Origin of the sequence: Streptomyces sp. NPDC093221, assembly GCF_044753885.1 — a bacterium.
Lineage (GTDB): Bacteria > Actinomycetota > Actinomycetes > Streptomycetales > Streptomycetaceae > Actinacidiphila.
Map to the genome: position 1 here is coordinate 150,981 of NZ_JBIVOA010000011.1, position 18,286 is coordinate 169,266.

The window sequence follows — 18,286 nt, forward strand, 5'->3', positions numbered from 1 at the left end:
CCGGGCGGGGGGGTGTTTTCCGGGGGGGGCCTCGGCTGCCCCGCCCCCCGGCCCCCCCCGGCCGGGTAAATGGCGGGGCCGGGGCGGGGGGGGGGGGGCCCCCCCCGCCCCCGCGCCCGCGTCACGCTCCGCTCAGCGCGGCATGTCGCTCACAGGTACAGCGAGTTGGGCTCAAGGCCGGTCAGGGACCTGCCGTACAGCTCGATGTTGGTGCTCGGCGTGATCAGGGCGTGCAGGGACGTCGCGTGCACGTCCCGCTGGATGCGGGTGATCGGCACGTCCCGGAAGATCGAGGAGCCGCCGCTGGCGGCGGCGAGGATCTCCACGGCCTGCTTGGTCTGCTTGGCGATCCAGCCGATCTGCACCCGGGAGAAGACCCGGTCGTCCTGGGACCACGGCTCGTCCCGCCGGATCTTGTCGGCCAGCAGATCGGCGAACCGGTGGGCGCGGGCCTCGGCGTCCTCGATCAGCAGGGCCGCCTCGCCGACCTGGAGATGCGTGATCGGCGCCTCCAACTGGCTGGGGTAGCTGGTGTACGTCAGCGGCCGGCCGGGGAGCCGCTCCAGGAAGCTGGACAGGGCGTACTTGGCGGCGCCGACGAGCTGGCCCGTCTGTATCACCGTGGCGCTGACCAGCATCGGCACCCGGTAGGCGCCCTTGGCCGCGTTGGCCTGCGACTTCGAGACGTTCTGGTAGAAGTCGGCGCCGGAGATCACCCGGTGGTCGGGGACGAAGACGTCCTTCGCCACGGTGGTCACACTGCCGGAGCCCGCCAGGCCGATGGTGTTCCAGTCGTCGACGATCTCCAGTTCGGAGATCGGGATGAGGGCGAAGACCGGCAGGGTCTCCCCCGCGGGCCCCTCAGGCATCGCCGCGGTGATCTTCCAGTGGGCGTGCAGCACGCCGCTGTTGTAGCCCCAGCTACCGTTGAACAGATAGCCGCCGTCGACCCGGGTCGCCTTGCCGGACGCGGCCGTCGTGCCCGTCACGCGGACATGGGGCTCGGCGAACACCTCGTCCAGCGCCTCGTCGGGCCACAGGCCGACCATCCAGGTCAGCGAGGCGTAGATGGACAGGACGAAGGCGGCCGAGCTGTTGCCCTTCGCGACCTCGGCCAGCACGTCGACGAAGGCGCGCGCGTCCGACTCGTATCCGCCGTACTGCGTGGGCACCTGCATCTTGAGCAGACCCGACGCCTCGATCGCCTCGATGACGTCCTGCGGGAGCCTGCGGTTCTCGTCGATCCACAGCGCCCGGGAGCGCAGCAGGGGCACGAGTTTCCCCGCGGCCTCGACGAGATCGTCCCGGGACGGCGCGGTGGTGGTCATGATGGGTTCCTCCCGATGTGGGTTGCACTTGACGCGCCCGCTGCCGGGCACCGGTATTCCGGACGGTCCGCGCGCTGACATCGCCGGCGGGAAAGGGGAGTTGAGAACGGAATGCGTTCGGTGCTCTGATCACCGACCGACCGTTTTCCCGATCCTCGCACCCTCGGCGAAGCGGCGGCGAAGGAGCCGGGGAAACCTACGGTTCGCCCGCAGGTTTGTGTCGCACTGCCGGGGATTCCCCGACCGCGCTCAGTACCATGACGAGTTCGCCTCTGCCGGAGATGGCGAGTTTGCGGTAGACGCCCGACAGATGGAATTCGACGGTTCTGACGTTGAGGAAAAGGGCTTCCGCAATGCGCCGGTTGCTGTATCCGGCGCGGGCCAGCTGCGCGATTCTGGCCTCCTGCGGGGTGAGTCCGCGCGGGGCGCCCGGTCCGCCCAGCCGGCGCAGCGCGGACTCGGCGCGGTGCGCCCAGAAGGTGTTGCCGCAAGTGCGCGCGACCGCGGCGGCGGCCGTGAACCGGCTCCGCGCCCCGGCCGCGTCCTTGCGTTCGGCCCGCAGCGCGCCGAGGTCGTAGAGGGCCTGAGCCACCTCGCCCTGGGCGTCGGCCAGGCGGAGCAGATCGACGGCCTCCTCCAGCAGTACGAGGGAGGTCTTGTCGCGGCGCGCCACGGCGACGGCGCGCAGGGCCGTCCCCAGGACGCGCGCCGACCCCCACTTCCGCGCGGCGACGAGTTCGTCCTCGGCCAGGGCGACGGCGAGGTCACGGCGGCCCGCGACCGCGGCCCCGAGCGCGCCCGCCGAGCGCCAGGCGACCACCGCGGGATTGTCGATGCCGTGCGAGGCCAGCAGCCGGCCGCTGCTCAGGCAGTCGTCGATCCCCTGCCGGAACTGGCCCGCGGCCAGGTGCAGCGCGCCGCGGGCCGCCAGGACGTGGGCCCGGTCGTGGCCTTCGAGGTCGAGCGCGCCGACCATGCCGTTCTCCTGGAGCACCGTCCACGCGCCGTCGAGGTCGCCGGTCCCGACCAGCGCCTCGGTCAGCCAGACCGCGGCGAGGGGGACGCGGGTACCGGACCGGCCACGGGCGAGGACCGCGCGCAGAATGCGTACGGCCCCGCTCGTATCCCCTCCGAGCAGCTTGATCCGTGCGCGCAGCAGGGCCAGCGTCTGGCGGTGGCGGACCGAACCCGACCAGAGCGGTTCGCGGGCCAGCCGGGCGCAGTGCGCGCTCGCGGACGAGGTGTCCCCCGCGTACAGCAGGGTCAGTACGGCCTGCCACACGCTGTCGGCGTCGGCTCGCCGCTCGTCCGCGGCGAGCAGGCGCTCGGCCTGGCGCATCGCCGTGGAGCGGTTCACCCCGCGGTGGGCCAGTTCGAGGACGCGGGGGGCCGCGGACACCTCGGTCGCGTCGGGACGCGCGCGCTCGCCGTCGTCGGCGCGGCGGATGCCCGGTGCGGGCGGGTGCGCCGCCGCGTATTCCTCGTGACGCCACCGTGCGACCGCCGAGGGTGCCTCGGCGAGACGCAGCGGCGCGGATTCATTCCTTCCGCCCTGCACGGTGGACTCCGTTCGGTAGGTCGGTGGGCCGGTGGGCCGGTGGGCCGGTGGGCGCGCGGATCTGACGTGGTGTCAGGCGGTGAGGCTGTGCAGGAGGTGGTAGCGCTTGAAGCCGATCGGCCGGACGCCGGGAGTGTCGTGGGTGGCGCGCAGGGTGGCCGCCCGCGTGGCGCCCTCAAGGAACGAGATGTGCGCCTCGTCGCTGGTCCACTCGGCGTAGTTCAGGACGCGGGTGCCGTCGGTGCTGAGGTGGAAGTTGGCCGAGAGCAGGCCGGGGTGCTGCGCGCCGGGGGCGCTTTCGAGGGCGCCCGCGATCGACTCGACGATGTGCTCCTGCGGGGCGGGCCCGTCCACGTCGAAGGTCGCGACCACGAAGCTGGACGGCACCAGCGGCCCCTTGTGCAGCACGATCGCGCGGCGCAGCGTGTACGCGACCGTCGCGGCGCCCGCCAGTCCCGTCAGCCCCGAGGTGAAGTCGCGGTGGGCCGAGGCTCGCGAGGTCTGGAGGTAGGTCAGCACCGTGTCGTCCTCGGTGCTGAGATACGCGGAGGCCGACAGGAGCCCGGTCGGCCAGTCGGCGGCGCGCCACTGCTCGACGGTCTCGGCCACGGCCTCGACCCCGGACTCGCGGTCGGGGACGTGCCACTGCGCGACGTGCGCGGCCGTGCTGTCGGCGCGCCGGATGTCCGGCGGTGCGGAGGAGATCTGCTGGGTCATTGCCGTCGTCCTTCCAAAGGACCGAGGTCCGGGGGTTCGGGGCGGGAAGCGGGCGGTGCGTGGGGAGTCACCGGCCGGGTGCGGGCTCAGCGCGGGTACGGATCGGGCGCGGGCTCAGCGCGGGTACGAATTGGGCGCGGGCTCAGCGCGGATACGAATTGGGCGCGGGCTCAGCGCGGATACGAATTGGGCACCGGTTCAGCGCGGGTACGCGCGCTCGGCGCGGGCCGCCCGCAACGCGTTGCCCCACCAGTGCAGTTGGTCCAGGAGCAGTCCGGCCGACAGGACGCTCGGCTCCGGGTCGATCAGCCGGCCCGCCTCGTCGAAGCGGTTTCCCGCCAGGGGAAAGGCGACGTTCTCCCGTACGGTCAGGGTGTGCACCTCGGCGAAGACCTGCCGGAGCTGCTCGACGGCGCGGATGCCGCCGCTGAGGCCGCCGTACGAGACGAAGCCGACCGGCTTGGCGGTCCACTCCTCGTAGAACCAGTCGACGGTGTTCTTCAGCGCGGCCGGGAAGCTGTGGTTGTACTCGGGCGTGACTACGACGAAGGCGTCGGCCGCCACGAGCACGGAACGCAGCGCTTCGCGGGTCCTGGCCGTCTCCAGCGACACGTCCTTGCCGGGCCCCGGCAGGACCAGCGGCAGCGGATGGTCGATCAGATCGACGCTCTGCACGGTGAATTCGGGGCGTTCCTTGACCTGGGACAGGAACCAGTCGGCCACGGCGGGACCGAGCCGCCCGTCGCGGACGCTGGCGGTGATGATGGCGAGGGAGAGCTGGTCATCCGTCATGGTGCGACCTGTCTGTGAGGGGTACGGAGTCCGGTCAGTGCGGCCAGCAGGCCGATCCCGGAGACGGCGGTGATCAGGGTCAGCGCCGGGCGGTGACCGTGGTGGGAGCCGAGCAGCGCCGCGGTGGCCGGGAGCATCACGACGGCGCCGACCTGCACGGCGGTCTGGAACAGCGGGACGGCCGCGGCCCGTTCGGCGGGCGGCAGGGCCCCGGTCGCCTGGAGATTGAGGGCGGCGAAGGAGAGCACGAACCCGGCGCCGACCAGAAGGAGCGTCGGCAGCATTCCCGTGAGGTAGGAACCGCTGTCGGGCCGCCACAGGTAGAGGGCGTAGCCCAGCAGCGGCGCGGTCGCGCCGAGGGCGATGAGCCGCCCGGTGCCCCACCGCGCCGTCATGGCTCCGGCGAAGGGCACGGTCACGGCAAGCGGCACGCACGCGGGCAGCAGGGCGACCGCCGACTGCCAGGGAGACCAGCCCAGTTGGCGCTGGGTCTGAAAGACGAGCAGCAGCAACAGGCTCTGGTACGTGCCGTTGAGACAGGCCGCGCCGACGGCGGAGCGCAGCAGTTGGCGGTTGCGCAGCAGCGCGGGGGTGACGCGCGGGGCCGGGACGGCGCCCCGGTCGCGCGGGATGATCCGCAGGGCGAAGACCAGCAGGATCAGGGCCACGGGCGCCGGGAAGAGAAAGGTCCAGCGCCAGCTCTCGGTCAGCAGCGCGCCCGACAGCAGCAGTCCGACCGTGAAACCGGCCGCGCCGAACAGGGCGTAGACGGACACCGCCCGCCGCTGCTGCGGTCCGCTGGGGAAGGTGGTGCCGATGATGGCGAGACCGGTCGGTGCGGTGAGCGCCGCGCTGAGCCCCTTGACCACCCGGGTGGTGATCAGCAGGGCCGCGCTGTCGGTGAGTCCGCCGACCACCGAGGCGGCGGCGAAGAGCAGCATCGCGGCGAGGTAGACCCGCCTGCGGCCCAGTCGGGCGTTGAGCCGGGGGCCCAGGACGAGCAGCGTGGCGAATCCGACGGCGAAGCCGCTCATCAGCCACTGCGCCGTCCACAGGTCAAGGCCGAGCGCGGCGCCGATGGAGGGCAGCGCGACGAGCACCAGGGAGACCTCGATCGCGTCGAGGATCATGTTGGCCGACAGGATCAGGAGGACGGTCCAGAGCCGGGCGTCCCAGCGCGTCGATTCCGCCGCCGGTCCTGGTCCCGTGCCCGTGCCCGCTCCCGCTCCCGCTCCCGTGGCCGTTCCCGTGGCCTCGGGGTCGGCATCGGCATCGGCATCGGAAGAGTCGGTCCACGAGGGAGCTGTCATGAGGGGCCGCCGTGTCTGTGTCGGATGGGGTCGCGGTGTCGGCTTCGGCGTCGGGTCCGGCTCACGGCAGCAGCGCGGGCAGCTTCTCGGTGACGAGCCGGATGTTCTCGGCGACCAGCTCGTCCGGCATCCCGGCGATGCTCGCCCAGAAGATGAGGTGCTTGACCGGCAGGTCACCGGTCAGTTCCTTGATCCGGACGGCCGCGTCCTCGGGGGTGAGGATGTCGAGCAGGCCGCGTGTGTCCTCGGCGTTCGGGTCGCGGAGATCCTCGGCGGTGAGCAGCGGTTCGGACTTCTCGCGGCCCTCCACCGACAACTGCCGGTAGGAGTTGACCTGGTGGGCCAAGTGCGGCGCGACCTGGTGCCACGCCTTCTCCGGGTCCTCGGCGAGGATGATGGGCATCAGGTCGCTGACTCGGGCCGCCTGCGGGTCGTGGCCCGCCTCGACCAGGCCCTTGCGGTAGTGCTTGAACATGGGGCGCGAGATGTGCAGCAGCCCGATGCCCAGCTCGCCCGCGAGCTTCGCGCCGCGCGGACCGTAGAAACCGCCCCACAGCGGCGGCGGGTCCTGGATCGGCAGCGGCGAGATCACCCGCTCCTGCCACAGGCGCAGGATCTCGCGGATGTTGCGGCCGGTGCCCGCGAACCGGCGGCCGAAGTCCGCGCCGAACAGCTCGTATTCGGGCACCCGGTACCCGGCGCCCAGGCCGAGTTCGAGCCGGCCGCCGCTGATCAGGTCGACGAGCGCGGCCTGTTCGGCGAGGTCGACGGGGTGGTGCAGCGCGGGCAGCACCACCGAGGTGCCGATCCGGGCCCGCCGGGTGCGCGCGGCGACGGCCGCCGCGACGGTCAGCGGCTGCGGCAGATAGCCGTCCTCGAAGCGGTGGTGCTCGGTGAACCACAGGCCGCCGACACCGCGTTGGTCGGCCTCTTCGCAGAGTTCCAGAGTATGCGCGTAGTGGTCGGCCCACGGCCGGTGCCACTGCTCGGGGTTGCGCAGGTCGAAGAGGAGTCCGACGTCCATGCCACGATCCTTTTCACTGGGGTGGGTTGCCGTGCTTGCGGTGCGGCAGGTCGGCGCCCTTGGCGCTGAGCATGTTCAGGGCGCGGCAGAGCACCGGCCGCGTCAGGCGCGGGTCGATCACGTCGTCGACGAGGCCGCGTTCGGCCGCGTAGTACGGATGGACCAGCTCGTCGCGGTACTCGGCGATCTTCTGGGCGCGCATGGCGGCCGGGTCCTCGGCGGCGGCGATCTCGCGCCGGAAGACCACGTTGGCGGCGCCCTCGGCGCCCATGACCGCGATCTCGTTGGTGGGCCAGGCGAAGGCCAGGTCGGCGCCGATGGAGCGGGAGTCCATGACGATGTACGCGCCGCCGTACGCCTTGCGCAGGATCAGTGAGACCCGCGGCACGGTGGCGTTGCAGTACGCGTAGAGCAGTTTGGCGCCGCGCCGGATGATGCCGTTGTGCTCCTGGTCGACGCCGGGCAGGAATCCGGGGACATCGACGAGGGTGACCAGCGGGATGTTGAACGAGTCGCAGAACTGGACGAACCGGGCGCCCTTCTCACTGGAGTCGATGTCCAGTACGCCCGCCATCGCCGCGGGCTGGTTGGCGACCAGGCCCACCACCCGGCCCTCCAGCCGAGCGAGCGCGCAGACCAGGTTGGGCGCGAACGCGGCGTGCACTTCGAGGAATTCGCCGTCGTCGACGATCTCCTCGATCACCCGCCGGACGTCGTAGGACCGGTTGCCGTCGGCGGGCACCAGGTCGAGCAGTGCCTCGGACTCGCGGTCGGGCGGATCCGCGGTGATGGCGCGCGGCGGCAGTTCGCGGTTGTTGGCGGGCAACAGCGAGAGCAGATACCGGACTTCGGCCAGGCAGGTCTCCTCGTCGTCGTAGACGAAGTGGGCGACCCCCGAGGTCGCGGCGTGCACGTCCGCGCCGCCGAGACCGTTCTGGGTGATCTCCTCGCCGGTCACCGCCTGGACCACGTCCGGGCCGGTGATGAACATCTGCGAGGTCTCCCGGACCATGAACACCAGGTCGGTGAGGGCCGGGCTGTAGGCGGCTCCGCCCGCGCACGGGCCGAGCATCACGCTGATCTGCGGGATCACCCCGGAGGCGCTGGTGTTGCGCCGGAAGATCCCGCCGTAACCGGCGAGCGCCGAGACGCCCTCCTGGATACGGGCGCCCGCCCCGTCGTTGAGCGAGACCAGCGGGGCGCCGGCCGCGATGGCCAGGTCCATGATCTTGTGGATCTTCTCGGCGTGCGCCTCTCCCAGCGCGCCGCCGAAGATCCGGAAGTCATGGGCGTACACGAAGACCGTCCGGCCCTCGACCGTGCCCCAGCCGGTGACCACACCGTCGGTGTGCGGCTTCTTCGCCTCCAGGCCGAAGCCGCTGGCGCGGTGCCGCCGCAGCCCTTCGACCTCGGTGAAACTGCCCTTGTCCAGGAGCAGTTCGATCCGCTCCCGCGCGGTGAGCTTGCCGCGTGCGTGCTGTCGTTCGGTCGCCCGCGGATCGGGTCCCTGCCGGACCCGTTCCTTCAGGGCGCCGAGTTCGGACGTGCGGTCCGCGATGCTTCCCGGGACGTCTGTCGGCATGCCGGGCCACCTCCTCTCCCGTTCGATTCGGTCGGTTCCTGCTCCCCTTGGGCGGTCAGCCCAGCAGCGTGCCGCCGGTGGCGTCGATGAAGGCACCGGTGATCCACCGGGCCTCGTCGGTGGCGAGGAAGGTGACCACGTCCGCGACGTCACCGGCCTTGCCGACCCGCTTGAAGGCCGAGAGCTGAGCCATCTGCTCGACCGCCTCGGGGATGTCGAAGACGGCGCTGCCGTTGTCGGTGATCCCGGGCGCGACGCTGTTGATGGTGATGCCGCGCGGCGCCAGGTGGCGGGCGAGGTGCAGGGTGAGCTGCTCGATCGCGCCCTTGGTCATCGCGTACGCGACCTGGTCGGGGTTGGCGACCCGGGTCAGGCCGGACGAGATGTTGATGATGCGACCGCCCTCGGGGATCTGCGCCAGGGCCCGCTGCACGATGAGGTACGGGGCCTTGGCGTTCACCGCGAAGAACAGGTCGAGCTGTTCCGGGGTCACGTCCTCGGGTGCGATGCCGCTCGCGCTGGTCGCACCGGCGTTGTTCACCAGGATGTCGAGGGTGGTGCCGCCGGACCGCTCCTTGAGGCCCTTCTCCAGGCCGAGGAAGAGTTCGTGCACATCGCCGGGCGCGCCCAACTCCGCTCGGACGGTGAACGCCTGGCCGCCGTCCTTCTCGATGAGTTCGACGGTCTCCTGGGCCGCCGCCTCGTTGGCGGCGTAGTGCACGGCGACCAGCGCGCCCTCCCGGGCCAGCCGTACGGCGATGGCGCGGCCGATGCCGCGGCTGGAGCCGGTGACGAGCGCCGTCTTGCCGATGAGCCTGCTCATGATGCCTCTCCTGGGGTGACGTCATCTGTGGTGGTCTGGTGTGGTGCCGCGGGGCCGGACGCGTCGGGGCCGACGGGGTCGGGGTCGGCCGGACCGGGTTCGGCGGGGTCGGGGGCGGCGGCGCCGAGGCCGCTGATCGCGCGGGCCAGATGGCGCCGGGCCGAGTCGATCTCCAGCAGTTGGCCGAAGACCGACCGCAGGCCGTCCACTTCGGGACCGCCGAGCAGCAGCCGGGCCTGGGCCTGGATGTTGGTGAGCGTCGCGGCGCCGATCCGGTGCCGGGTGTCGTGGTAGCTCTCCAGCAGGGCCGAGCCGCTGTCCTCGCTGCCCCCGTCGCCCTTGGCGATCTGTTCCGCGAGCTTGCGGCCGAGGTCGGCGGCGTCCTGGAGGCCGAGGTTGAGCGCCTGGCCCCCGACGGGCATCTGCACGTGGGCCGCGTCGCCCGCGAGGAGCACCCGGCCCTTCACATAGCGGGTGGCCTGGATCGTGGTGTTGTCGAAGGCGTTGAGCCAGACCGGGGTGCCGGCGCCGATGTCCTCGCCGGTCACCAGGGACCAGGCCCGGACGACCTCGTCCAGGCTCGGGGCGCCGGTCCGCCGTCCAGGGCCGGTGCCAGTTCCGGTGCCGGTGCCGGTGCCGGTGCCGGTGCCGGCTTCGGCTTCGGCTTCGGCTTCGGCGGACGGACCGCTGCCTTCGCCGTGCACATGGACCATCACCCGCGTGCTGCCGTCGGGCCAGCGGAAGGCGGTGGCGAGCCCGTTCGGATGCCGCTCGAAGCGCCGGTTGGGGATGTCGATGCCCGCGAGGTCGGCCCGGAGCATCTCCAGCGTGCCGTCCCCGCCGTCCACCTCGAATCCGGCCAACTGCCGTACGGTGCTGCGCTCGCCGTCGCAGCCGACCACGTAGGAGGCGGTCAGGACGCCCGGTTGGGAGCCCAGTTGGATGAACCCGGCCTCCACCCGGTCGGTCCGCGAACGCAGGCCCGTCACCGCGTGCCCACGCAGCACCCGCGCGCCCAACTCCGTGGCCCAGGCGTACAGCACGGCCTCCAGACGCGCCTGGGCGCACTTCCACTGCCCGGCCCAGCGGTGGCCGGGAGCCGCCGCGGTCAGGTCGAGGCGCAGGCCGCCGAAGTGCCCGGGGCCGCCGCTGGGCAGCGTGCCCAGCCGTGACAGCAGCCCGCGTTCGTCCAGGATCTCCATCGTGCGGGTGTGCAGCGTGGACGCCCGGGACTCGGTGGTCGGTTCGGTGAGCTGCTCCAGCACGGTCACCCGTGCTCCGCCGAGGCGCAGTTCACCGGCGAGCAGCAGCCCGACGGGGCCTGCTCCGACCACGACGACGTCGGTGTCCAGTGGGCCCGCCATGCTCAGCGCCGCGCTTCCGCGTGCTCCTTGGCGTGGTTCAGCGTGGCCCGGCTGTTGTTGCCGAGCGCCTCACGGATGAACCGGCGCGCCTCCTCCACCCCCGCCTCGGGGCCGAGCACCTTGCCGATGTTCTCGGCGTTGAGCACGACGGTGTGCTGTGAGGTGGCGGTGGTGACCCCGTCCTCGCCCTCCTCGAAGGTCCAGTAGCCGGTGTGCAGGTCGAGCAGCGCGGGCAGCGTGGTCTGCTTGTAGGCGATCTTGTGGTGCGGGAAGCAGACCCGGACCGACTCGGTGGTGTGGGTCGAGCCGTCCTTGGTGAGCGTGTCCATCCGCAGGGTCTGGAGGCCCGGGGTGTCCTCGGTGAGTTCGACCTTGGCGACGTGCGGCAGCCGCTCGGTCCACAGGTGGGCCTCGTTGACGAAGTCGAAGACGTCCTTGGCCGCGCCCTCGACCCGCACGCTGTCCTCGAAGGACAGGCTCAGCCCGGCGTCCTGCGCCGACAGCTCCAAGTTGGTCTTCAGGCCCGGCAGTTCGGCCCGGCTGTTGCGGTCGACCGCCTCGTCGATCCATCGCAGACCCTCGGGGTCGTCGTCGATCGCGCGGTAGCTGTGCAGCAGCCGTACCCGCGACTCCCGCTCCCCCAGCCGCTCGATGATCCAGGTGCCGGTCATCTCGGCCACCGGGGGCGCCGAGACCTCCTGCCAGAAGCGGATACGCAGGGCCTCGGGGTCCAGCGTCCGCCGCGAACTCCAGTTCTTGGCCTCGCCGTTGGCGGTGGCCCAGATCCGGATGCGCTCCTCGTTCCCGTCGCGTTCGAGGTAGTCGACGTAGACGGACGGCGGGAACAGCCGGGGCCAGTTCTCGACCTCGGCGAGCAGCCGGTAGACGTCGGCGGCGGGGGCCCGCACGGTGATCTCGTGTTCGACCTCACGGGTCGTCATGTCACAGCTCCGATCGGTGGTGGAAAGGACCGCGGGACCGGGCGGTCGTCCGCGGTCGGTCAGGGGCCGGTCAGGGGTCGGGCAGCGGTCGGGCAAAGGGCAAACGGGATCGGCCGGAGATCGGCCGGAGATCAGCCAGGGTTCAGAAGTTGCCGAGGCCGCCGCAGACGTTGAGCGCCTGCGAGGTGATGGAGGCGGCGGTGTCGGAGGCGAGGTAGCCGACCAGTCCCGCCACTTCCTCGGGCGAGGAGTAGCGGCCGAGCGGGATCTTGGACTGGAACTTCTGGAGGATCGCGTCCTCGCTCGTGTCGTAGGCCGCCGCGTATCCCTGCCGGACCCGCGCCGCCATCGGCGTCTCGACGTAGCCGGGGCAGACCGCGTTGACCGTGATCCCGGTCGGCGCCAGCTCGTTGCCCAGGGCCTTGGTGAAACCGACGACGCCGTGCTTGGAGGCGGAGTACGGGGCGCCGAGCACCACGCCCTGCTTCCCGGCGGTGGAGGCGATGTTGATGATCCGGCCGCGGCTCTTGTCGCGCAGACCGCCCGTGTTCAGCACCTCACGGGTGACCCGGAAGACGCTGTTCAGGTTGGTCTCGATCACGTCGTACCACAGCTCGTCGGTGATGTCGGCGGTCACTCCGCCGCCGCTGCGGCCCGCGTTGTTGACGAGCACGTCGATGGTGCCGAAGCGGTCGACGGCCGCCTGGACGAACGACCTGACCTCCTCGTCGCTGCGGATGTCGACGACCGCGCCGTCGACCTCCAGCCCCTCGGCGCGCAGTTCCTTGACGGTGGCCGCGACGTTGTCGGCGTTGCGGGCGCCGATGAAGACCCGGTGCCGCTGGCCGGCCAGCAGGCGGGCGACCGCCAGGCCGATACCGCTGGTCGCGCCCGTCACCAGGGCGACCCGCTCCGTGTTCTGCGACATGTGCCGTCTCCTCAGACGCTCGGGGCAGCGGAGAGCTGCGAGTTGACGGCGTCGATGAGGCCGCGCGGTGTGACCGCGTCGGTCAGGGCGGAGTCGTCGAGCGAGATGTCGTACTCGCGCTCGATCCGGCTGCCGGTCTCCAGCAGGGCGAGCGACTCGTAGCCGAGCGCCTGGAACTCGGTGTCGATGATGTCGCCGCTCAGGTCGACGCCCTCCTCTTCGCCCGCGGCCTCCAGCAGGATGCGGCGGAGGTCGTCGAGGGTGAACGGGCTGGTGGTGGACATGTCCGGTGCCTTTCGTGGTGGGGATGGTGGCCGGGGCGCGCGAAGGCCGGAGCCCGCGGTGGCCGGTGGTCCCGGCGGCGGGCGGCCTCAGCGGTCGGCGGCGGGTGACTACAGCGGTCGGCGGCAGGTGGCTTCAGCCGTCGTGGGCGGGCGACAACAACCGTCGGCGCCGGGTGGGTTCAGCGGTCGGCGGCGCGTACGACGAGGGCCGAGTTGAATCCGCCCTGGCCGCGGGCGAGCACCAGCGCGGTGCGTACGGGCGCGGGGCGGGGGGCGCCGACCACCAGGTCTATGTCGTACCGGTCGGCCAGGGCCGTGCCGATGGTCGGCGGGATCACGCCGTCGCGGATGCTCAGCAGGGCGGCGGCGACGTCCAGCGGCGCCGCGCCGGAGTAGAGGCGGCCGGTCATGGTCTTGGGCGCGGTCACCGGGACCCCGTGCGGGCCGAAGGTCTTGGTGATGGCCTCGGCCTCGATACGGTCGAGTTCGGGGATCGCGGCGGCGTCCGCGAAGACCACGTCCACCTCGTCGGGGCCGGTGCCCGCGTCCAACAGCGCTTCCTCGATGGCCCGTTCGATGCCGGGCGCCCGGCCGCTGCCCGGCCGGGGATCCATGGTGGCGGCGTGGCCGACGAGTTCGCCGTAGATGTTCCCGGCGCCTCGGGCCCGCGCGTGCTCGGCGTCCTCGACGACCAGCAACGCGCCGCCCTCGCCGGGCACATGGCCGCGGGCGGACGCGTCGAAGGGCAGGTAGGCGCGCTCGGCGTCGTCCCCGGTGGCCAGCCGTCCGCCGGCCAGTTGGGCCACCCACCCCCAGGAGCAGATCGACGCGTCGACGGCGCCGGCCACCACGACCGACGTCCCCTTGCGGATCTGGCGCCTGGCCTGGGCGAGCGCGTCCAGGCCGCCCGCCTGGTCGCTGACGACCACGCTGCTGGGGCCGCGCAGTCCGTGCCGGATGGAGATCTGCCCGCTGTTGACGGCGTAGAACCAGGCGAAGGACTGGTAGGCGGAGACGTACCGGCCGCCCTTGCTCCACAGGGCCTTGAGTTCGTTCTGGCCGAACTCGAAGCCGCCGGAGTGGCTGGCGGTGATCACCCCGGCCGCGTAGGCGGGCAGGTCGTCGGCGTCGATCCCGGCGTCCTTCAGCGACCAGTCCGCGCCCACCAGGGCCAACTGGGTCATCCGGTCGGTCTGCGGCAGCAGCCTGCTGGGCAGGTGCTCGCGGGCGTCGAAGCCGCCGATCTCACCGGCGAGCCGCGACGGGTAGTCCGAGGGGTCGAAACGGGTGATCCGTCCGATGCCGCTGCGTCCTTCGAGGGTGGCGGCCCAGTACTCCTCGACACCGAGGCCGTTGGGCGCGACGACACCGAGTCCGGTCACCACGGGGTGGGCGTTCATCGAGCGCTCCGATCCGGTCGGGCGAGCACTACCGCGCTCTGGAAGCCGCCGAAGCCGCTGCCGACCGACAGCACCGTGTCCGTACGCCAGTCGCGCGCGGTCAGCGGCACGTAGTCGAGGTCGCACTCCGGGTCCGGGTGGTGCAGATTGGCGGTGGGCGGTACGACGCTGTGCTCCATCGCCAGCACGGAGGCCGCGATCTCGATCGAGCCGATGGCGCCGAGCGAGTGGCCCACCATCGACTTGATGGAGCTGACCGGCGTCCGGTAGGCGTGGTCCCCGAGGCTGCGCTTGAAGGCGGCGGTCTCGTGGCGGTCGTTCTGCTTGGTGCCGGAGCCGTGCGCGTTGATGTAGTCGATGTCCTGCGGATCGATCCTGGCCTCGTCGAGCGCCACCCGGATCGCCTCGGCCATCTCCGCGCCGTCCGGGCGCAGTCCGGTCATGTGGAAGGCGTTGGACCGGGTCGCGTAACCGGCGACCTCGGCGTAGATGTGGGCGCCCCTGCGGCGCGCGCTCTCCAACTCCTCCAGGACGAACACGGCCGCCCCTTCCCCGAGTACGAAGCCGGTGCGGCTGGCGTCGAACGGCCGGGAGGCGTGCTCCGGGTCGTCGTTGCGCGCCGTGGTGGCCTTGATCGCGTCGAAGCAGGCGACGGTGATGGGCGAGATCGGGGCGTCGCTCGCCCCGGCCACGACCACGTCGGCCGCCCCGTCGCGGATCAGGTCGGTCGCGTAGCCGACGGCGTCGAGGCCGGAGGTGCAGCCGGTGGAGACCACCGTGCCGGGCCCCTCCGCGCCCACGGCCCAGGCGACCTCGGTCGCGAAGGAACTGGGCACCAGGAAGTTGTAGAGGTGCGGGACCGCGTACTCGTGGTCGACAAGGTCCAGCCGTCCGCCGTCGCTGACCGCGCGGTACTCCTGGTCAAGGCCGGTGGTGGCGCCGACGGCGCTGCCGATGGTCACGCCCACGCGGTGCGGGTCGACGGAGTCGAAGTCCAGTCCGCTGTCGGCGACCGCCTCGCGGGCGGTGACCACCGCGAACTGCGCGGCGCGGTCCATCCGGCGGATCTCCTGCGGGGTGAGCCCGGACAGTTCGGCGTCGAAGTCCGCCTCGGCGGCGATCTGGGAGCGGAACGGCGCCGGGTCGAAGAACGAGATCCGGCGGGTCGCGGTGCGTCCGTCGGCCAGCAGTTGCCAGAAGTCCTTGACCCCGATGCCGCCGGGGGCCGTGACACCGACTCCGGTGATCACGACGCGGCGGCCGGTCGACCTGCTCACGAAGCGCTCCAGTGGTAGAAGCGCTGGGCCATCGCGTCGGCCGGCGAGCGCCAGGTGGCGGGGTCGTACGCCTCGATGTGCGGCTTGAGGTCGTCACTGATCCGGATGAACCGGGGGTCGTTCTTGGCGGTCTCGATGCGCTCGCCACCGTTCTCGGCGTCGAAATCCTGGAGGTGGAAGTACAGACCGCGGTACGAGAACAGCTCACGGCGGCGCGTGCCCATCAGATGCGGCATGTCGGTCCCGTCGAAGGCGCCGAATATCCGGGCGACCTCCTCGGCCGAGCCCAGGTTCATTCGGGCGACGATCAGTGTGCTGTGCATCTCTACCTCTCTCGCGAATCGAGTCGGGCGGGACCGAACCAGCGGTCCAGTGCCGCCGGAAGGTCGTAGTGGCTGCCGGGTCCGGCCCACGCCACATAGCCGTCGGGGCGGATCAGCACCGCGGTGGTGCCGTCGAGCGGGTCGGGTCCTTCGCCGCGCGGGACGGCGGTGACGATGTCGATCCGCTCGCGCCAGTCGGCGGCGCGGCGGCGCACGTGCGGGTTGTCGGCCAGGTCGAGCAGGACGCCGCGGCCGGCGTGCAGCAGCGCGGTGCTGCTGGTCGGCCGGCCCCGCACGCTCAGTTCCACATGCGGCATCCGCGCCCCGAGGAGCGGATTGGGGCCGGGTCCCACGTCGTACCGGATCGCCAACCCGCTGACCTGCGCGGCGAGATGGCGGGTCACGTCCTGGTACGCGGTCAGCTCGGCGAGCACGTCGCGCAGCGGCTGCGCCTCCTTGCCGCCGAGGATCAACTGGCTCTGCGCGCCGGTGTTGGCGAGCAACTGCCTGCCGACCTCGTGCCGTTCGGTGTGGTACGTGTCGAGCAGGGATTGCGGCGCGGTGCCGCGCAGGACCGCCGCGAGTTTCCAGCCGAGGTTCACCGAGTCCTGGATGCTGGTGTTCATGCCCTGGCCGCCCGCGGGGAAGTGGATGTGGGCGGCGTCGCCGGTCAGCAGGACCCGGCCCCTGCGGTAGTCGGAGACCTGGCGTGCGGCGTCGGTGAAGGCGCTGATCCACACCGGCTCCGCGCCGGAGATGTCGTCCCCGGTGAGCCGCTTCCAGGTGTCGGCGACCTCGTGGAAGAGCGGCGGCCCGCTCCGCCTGCGCGGCGGTGTGCCGCGCTCGCCGACGATGACGCGGTGCACGCCGCCCGCCAGCGGGGCGGACATCACCATGCCGCCGGCCGACAGTTCACCGGTCATACGGGGCGCCACGTCGATGCCGCGGATGTCCGCGAGCAGCAGTTCGGTGGCGCCCGCGGTGCCGGGGAAGTCGAAGCCGCCGGCCTTGCGGACGGTGCTGCGCCCGCCGTCGGCGCCGATCAGGTAGTCCGCCCGCAGTGTCCGCTCCCCGTCCGGGGTGCCGACGCGTACGGCGACGGACGCGTCCTCCTCCTGGTAGGAGCGGACCTCGTGACCGCGGCGGATCTCGGCGCCGAGTTCGAGCGCCCAGTTCTGCAGAACGGTCTCGGTGACGGACTGGGGCACGGTCTTGGCGCTGCGGTACGGGCCGTCGAGCACGCCGAGGTCCAGCGGGACCCCGCCGAAGTGGCCCTGCTCGCTGGTCGTGAGCTCACCGAAGCGGCGGAGCAGTCCGCGCTGGGCGAAAGTCTCGACTGTTCGAATCGCCAATCCTATTCCGCGTGATTCCGCGGTGGGTCCGGAAAGGCGCTCCAAAACAATGACGTCAATACCGGCCAGCCGCAGTTCCCCGGCGAGTACGAGCCCGGCCGGTCCGGCTCCCGCAATGATGACCGAAGCGCTCATACACCTCTCCCATCTGAAAGGGCAATCGCGTCCGCCGGGTTTCCGTTGGACGCAAATATCGTCCGTCACGCCCTGCCCAGAATTCAAGCAAAAATCTAAAGGGTATCTGAAAATGACCGTCAGAGGAACGTCAAACCGTGTCTTCAGGTTCCTGACACTCCGACCATGAAGCCGACGTCAGGCACCACGCCGCTCGACGGCGATTCATAAGAAACCGTCAAGGGATGTACAGGTTTCTTGACCGAGCACGACCGGCCGCTCCGCCCCAACTGCGCGTATGCGCCGGATAGTTGCGGGAACCTTGCAGGAGTATGAAATGTCCCGCCGGATCTTCAAAGCGGGCCCGGCGGCCGCTAATCTGCCAAAGAAATTTGAGCGATCCCCATCGAGGTTGGAAAGTCATGCGGGTGCTGGTAGCGGATTCCGACACGATTGGGGTCGGCAGCCTGAGTACCGAGTTGCAGCGGCACGGATTCGACATCGAGCAGTGCGGCACCGGTGCGGAGGCGCTGGAGAAGTACTCCAAGTTCGATTTCTTCCTCATCGACCTGGCGCTGCCCGACATGGACGGTCTCGAAGTGTGCCGATTGCTCCGGTCGGCAAGCGACATACCGATCATCGCCTTCACCGACCCCGACACCGAACTCGACCGGATCCTGTGCTTACAGGCCGGTTGCGACGACTGCATGGCCAAGCCTTTCGGATACCGCGAACTCCACGCGCGTATCGAGGCCGTCCTGCGGCGTTCAGGACCGCAACTCTCGGCCGCCGTCCGGTCGCAGCCGATCATGATCGGCTCGCTGTGCGTCGACCCGGACACCCGGGAGGTCCGGGTGAACGGCCGGCTCATCAGGCTCACCCGGATCGAGTTCTGCCTTCTCCTCCAACTCGCGTCACAGCCGCAGACGGTCTTCACCCGTACGCAGTTGATGGCCGACGTGTGGGGCTATCAGCACGACGGCCGCCCGCTGAGCGCGCGGGCGAGCCGCACCATCGACACCCATGTCAGCGCGCTGCGGAAGAAGTTGGGCGACCCGAGCTGGGTCGTCACGCTCCGCGGGATCGGGTTCCGGATGGGACACGGCTGAACGACTCCCGCCGCCCCCACCTCACTTCACCGCCGGAACACCCGTTCCGGTATCTCGCAC

Annotated in this window: 15 protein-coding genes and 1 pseudogene; 1 reads left to right on the forward strand and 15 read right to left on the reverse strand. The window is 71.3% G+C overall.

Going from position 1 to position 18,286, the window contains the following annotated elements; translation table 11 throughout:
• Nucleotides 1-149 precede the first annotated feature (149 nt).
• From ACIQCJ_RS31925 to ACIQCJ_RS31995, 15 genes and pseudogenes are all read right to left on the reverse strand, one after another.
• Nucleotides 150-1,328 (reverse strand): acyl-CoA dehydrogenase family protein, encoded by a 1,179-nt coding sequence (locus tag ACIQCJ_RS31925; RefSeq protein ID WP_355335444.1) that lies wholly within the window; start codon nucleotides 1,326-1,328, stop codon nucleotides 150-152.
• Nucleotides 1,329-1,524: 196 nt separating this feature from the next.
• Nucleotides 1,525-2,886 (reverse strand): LuxR C-terminal-related transcriptional regulator, encoded by a 1,362-nt coding sequence (locus ACIQCJ_RS31930; RefSeq protein WP_402713284.1) that lies wholly within the window; start codon nucleotides 2,884-2,886, stop codon nucleotides 1,525-1,527.
• A gap of 72 nt (nucleotides 2,887-2,958) precedes the next feature.
• The gene (locus ACIQCJ_RS31935; protein ID WP_355335450.1) at nucleotides 2,959-3,603 is read right to left on the reverse strand and encodes a hypothetical protein; all 645 of its coding nucleotides are present in this window, start codon (nucleotides 3,601-3,603) and stop codon (nucleotides 2,959-2,961) included.
• Nucleotides 3,604-3,801: 198 nt separating this feature from the next.
• Complete coding sequence (locus ACIQCJ_RS31940) at nucleotides 3,802-4,395, reverse strand: NAD(P)H-dependent oxidoreductase (RefSeq protein WP_355335452.1); 594 nt, start codon at nucleotides 4,393-4,395, stop codon at nucleotides 3,802-3,804.
• On the reverse strand, nucleotides 4,392-5,705 hold the full coding sequence (locus tag ACIQCJ_RS31945; RefSeq protein ID WP_402713285.1) for an MFS transporter: 1,314 nt from the start codon (nucleotides 5,703-5,705) through the stop codon (nucleotides 4,392-4,394). The genes ACIQCJ_RS31940 and ACIQCJ_RS31945 overlap by 4 nt, the downstream gene beginning before the upstream one ends.
• A gap of 61 nt (nucleotides 5,706-5,766) precedes the next feature.
• Nucleotides 5,767-6,729, reverse strand: coding sequence for an LLM class flavin-dependent oxidoreductase (locus tag ACIQCJ_RS31950; RefSeq protein ID WP_391051276.1), 963 nt, complete (start codon nucleotides 6,727-6,729; stop codon nucleotides 5,767-5,769).
• Between the two features lie 13 nt (nucleotides 6,730-6,742).
• Nucleotides 6,743-8,311 (reverse strand): carboxyl transferase domain-containing protein, encoded by a 1,569-nt coding sequence (locus ACIQCJ_RS31955; RefSeq protein ID WP_391051274.1) that lies wholly within the window; start codon nucleotides 8,309-8,311, stop codon nucleotides 6,743-6,745.
• Nucleotides 8,312-8,366: 55 nt separating this feature from the next.
• Nucleotides 8,367-10,498, reverse strand: a pseudogene (locus ACIQCJ_RS31960) (SDR family oxidoreductase).
• 2 nt (nucleotides 10,499-10,500) lie between these two features.
• The gene (locus ACIQCJ_RS31965) at nucleotides 10,501-11,439 is read right to left on the reverse strand and encodes an aromatase/cyclase (protein ID WP_355335462.1); all 939 of its coding nucleotides are present in this window, start codon (nucleotides 11,437-11,439) and stop codon (nucleotides 10,501-10,503) included.
• 142 nt (nucleotides 11,440-11,581) lie between these two features.
• Nucleotides 11,582-12,367 carry a 3-oxoacyl-ACP reductase FabG gene (gene fabG / locus ACIQCJ_RS31970; protein ID WP_355335464.1) on the reverse strand — a complete coding sequence of 262 codons (786 nt, stop codon included), beginning with the start codon at nucleotides 12,365-12,367 and terminating at the stop codon, nucleotides 11,582-11,584.
• 11 nt (nucleotides 12,368-12,378) lie between these two features.
• On the reverse strand, nucleotides 12,379-12,651 hold the full coding sequence (locus tag ACIQCJ_RS31975; protein ID WP_355335466.1) for an acyl carrier protein: 273 nt from the start codon (nucleotides 12,649-12,651) through the stop codon (nucleotides 12,379-12,381).
• 179 nt (nucleotides 12,652-12,830) lie between these two features.
• On the reverse strand, nucleotides 12,831-14,051 hold the full coding sequence (locus tag ACIQCJ_RS31980) for a ketosynthase chain-length factor (protein ID WP_355335468.1): 1,221 nt from the start codon (nucleotides 14,049-14,051) through the stop codon (nucleotides 12,831-12,833).
• Complete coding sequence (locus ACIQCJ_RS31985; RefSeq protein WP_355335471.1) at nucleotides 14,048-15,328, reverse strand: beta-ketoacyl-[acyl-carrier-protein] synthase family protein; 1,281 nt, start codon at nucleotides 15,326-15,328, stop codon at nucleotides 14,048-14,050. Before ACIQCJ_RS31985 ends, ACIQCJ_RS31980 begins: the two co-directional genes overlap by 4 nt.
• Nucleotides 15,325-15,651, reverse strand: coding sequence for a TcmI family type II polyketide cyclase (locus ACIQCJ_RS31990; RefSeq protein ID WP_355335472.1), 327 nt, complete (start codon nucleotides 15,649-15,651; stop codon nucleotides 15,325-15,327). Before ACIQCJ_RS31990 ends, ACIQCJ_RS31985 begins: the two co-directional genes overlap by 4 nt.
• Before the next feature lie 2 nt (nucleotides 15,652-15,653).
• Entirely contained in the window at nucleotides 15,654-17,138 is a 1,485-nt protein-coding gene (locus ACIQCJ_RS31995) for an FAD-dependent monooxygenase (RefSeq protein ID WP_402713286.1), read from the reverse strand.
• Between the two features lie 401 nt (nucleotides 17,139-17,539).
• On the opposite strand from ACIQCJ_RS31995, the gene ACIQCJ_RS32000 reads away from it, so the two are divergent.
• Nucleotides 17,540-18,226 carry a response regulator transcription factor gene (locus tag ACIQCJ_RS32000; RefSeq protein ID WP_355335477.1) on the forward strand — a complete coding sequence of 229 codons (687 nt, stop codon included), beginning with the start codon at nucleotides 17,540-17,542 and terminating at the stop codon, nucleotides 18,224-18,226.
• Nucleotides 18,227-18,286 lie beyond the last annotated feature (60 nt).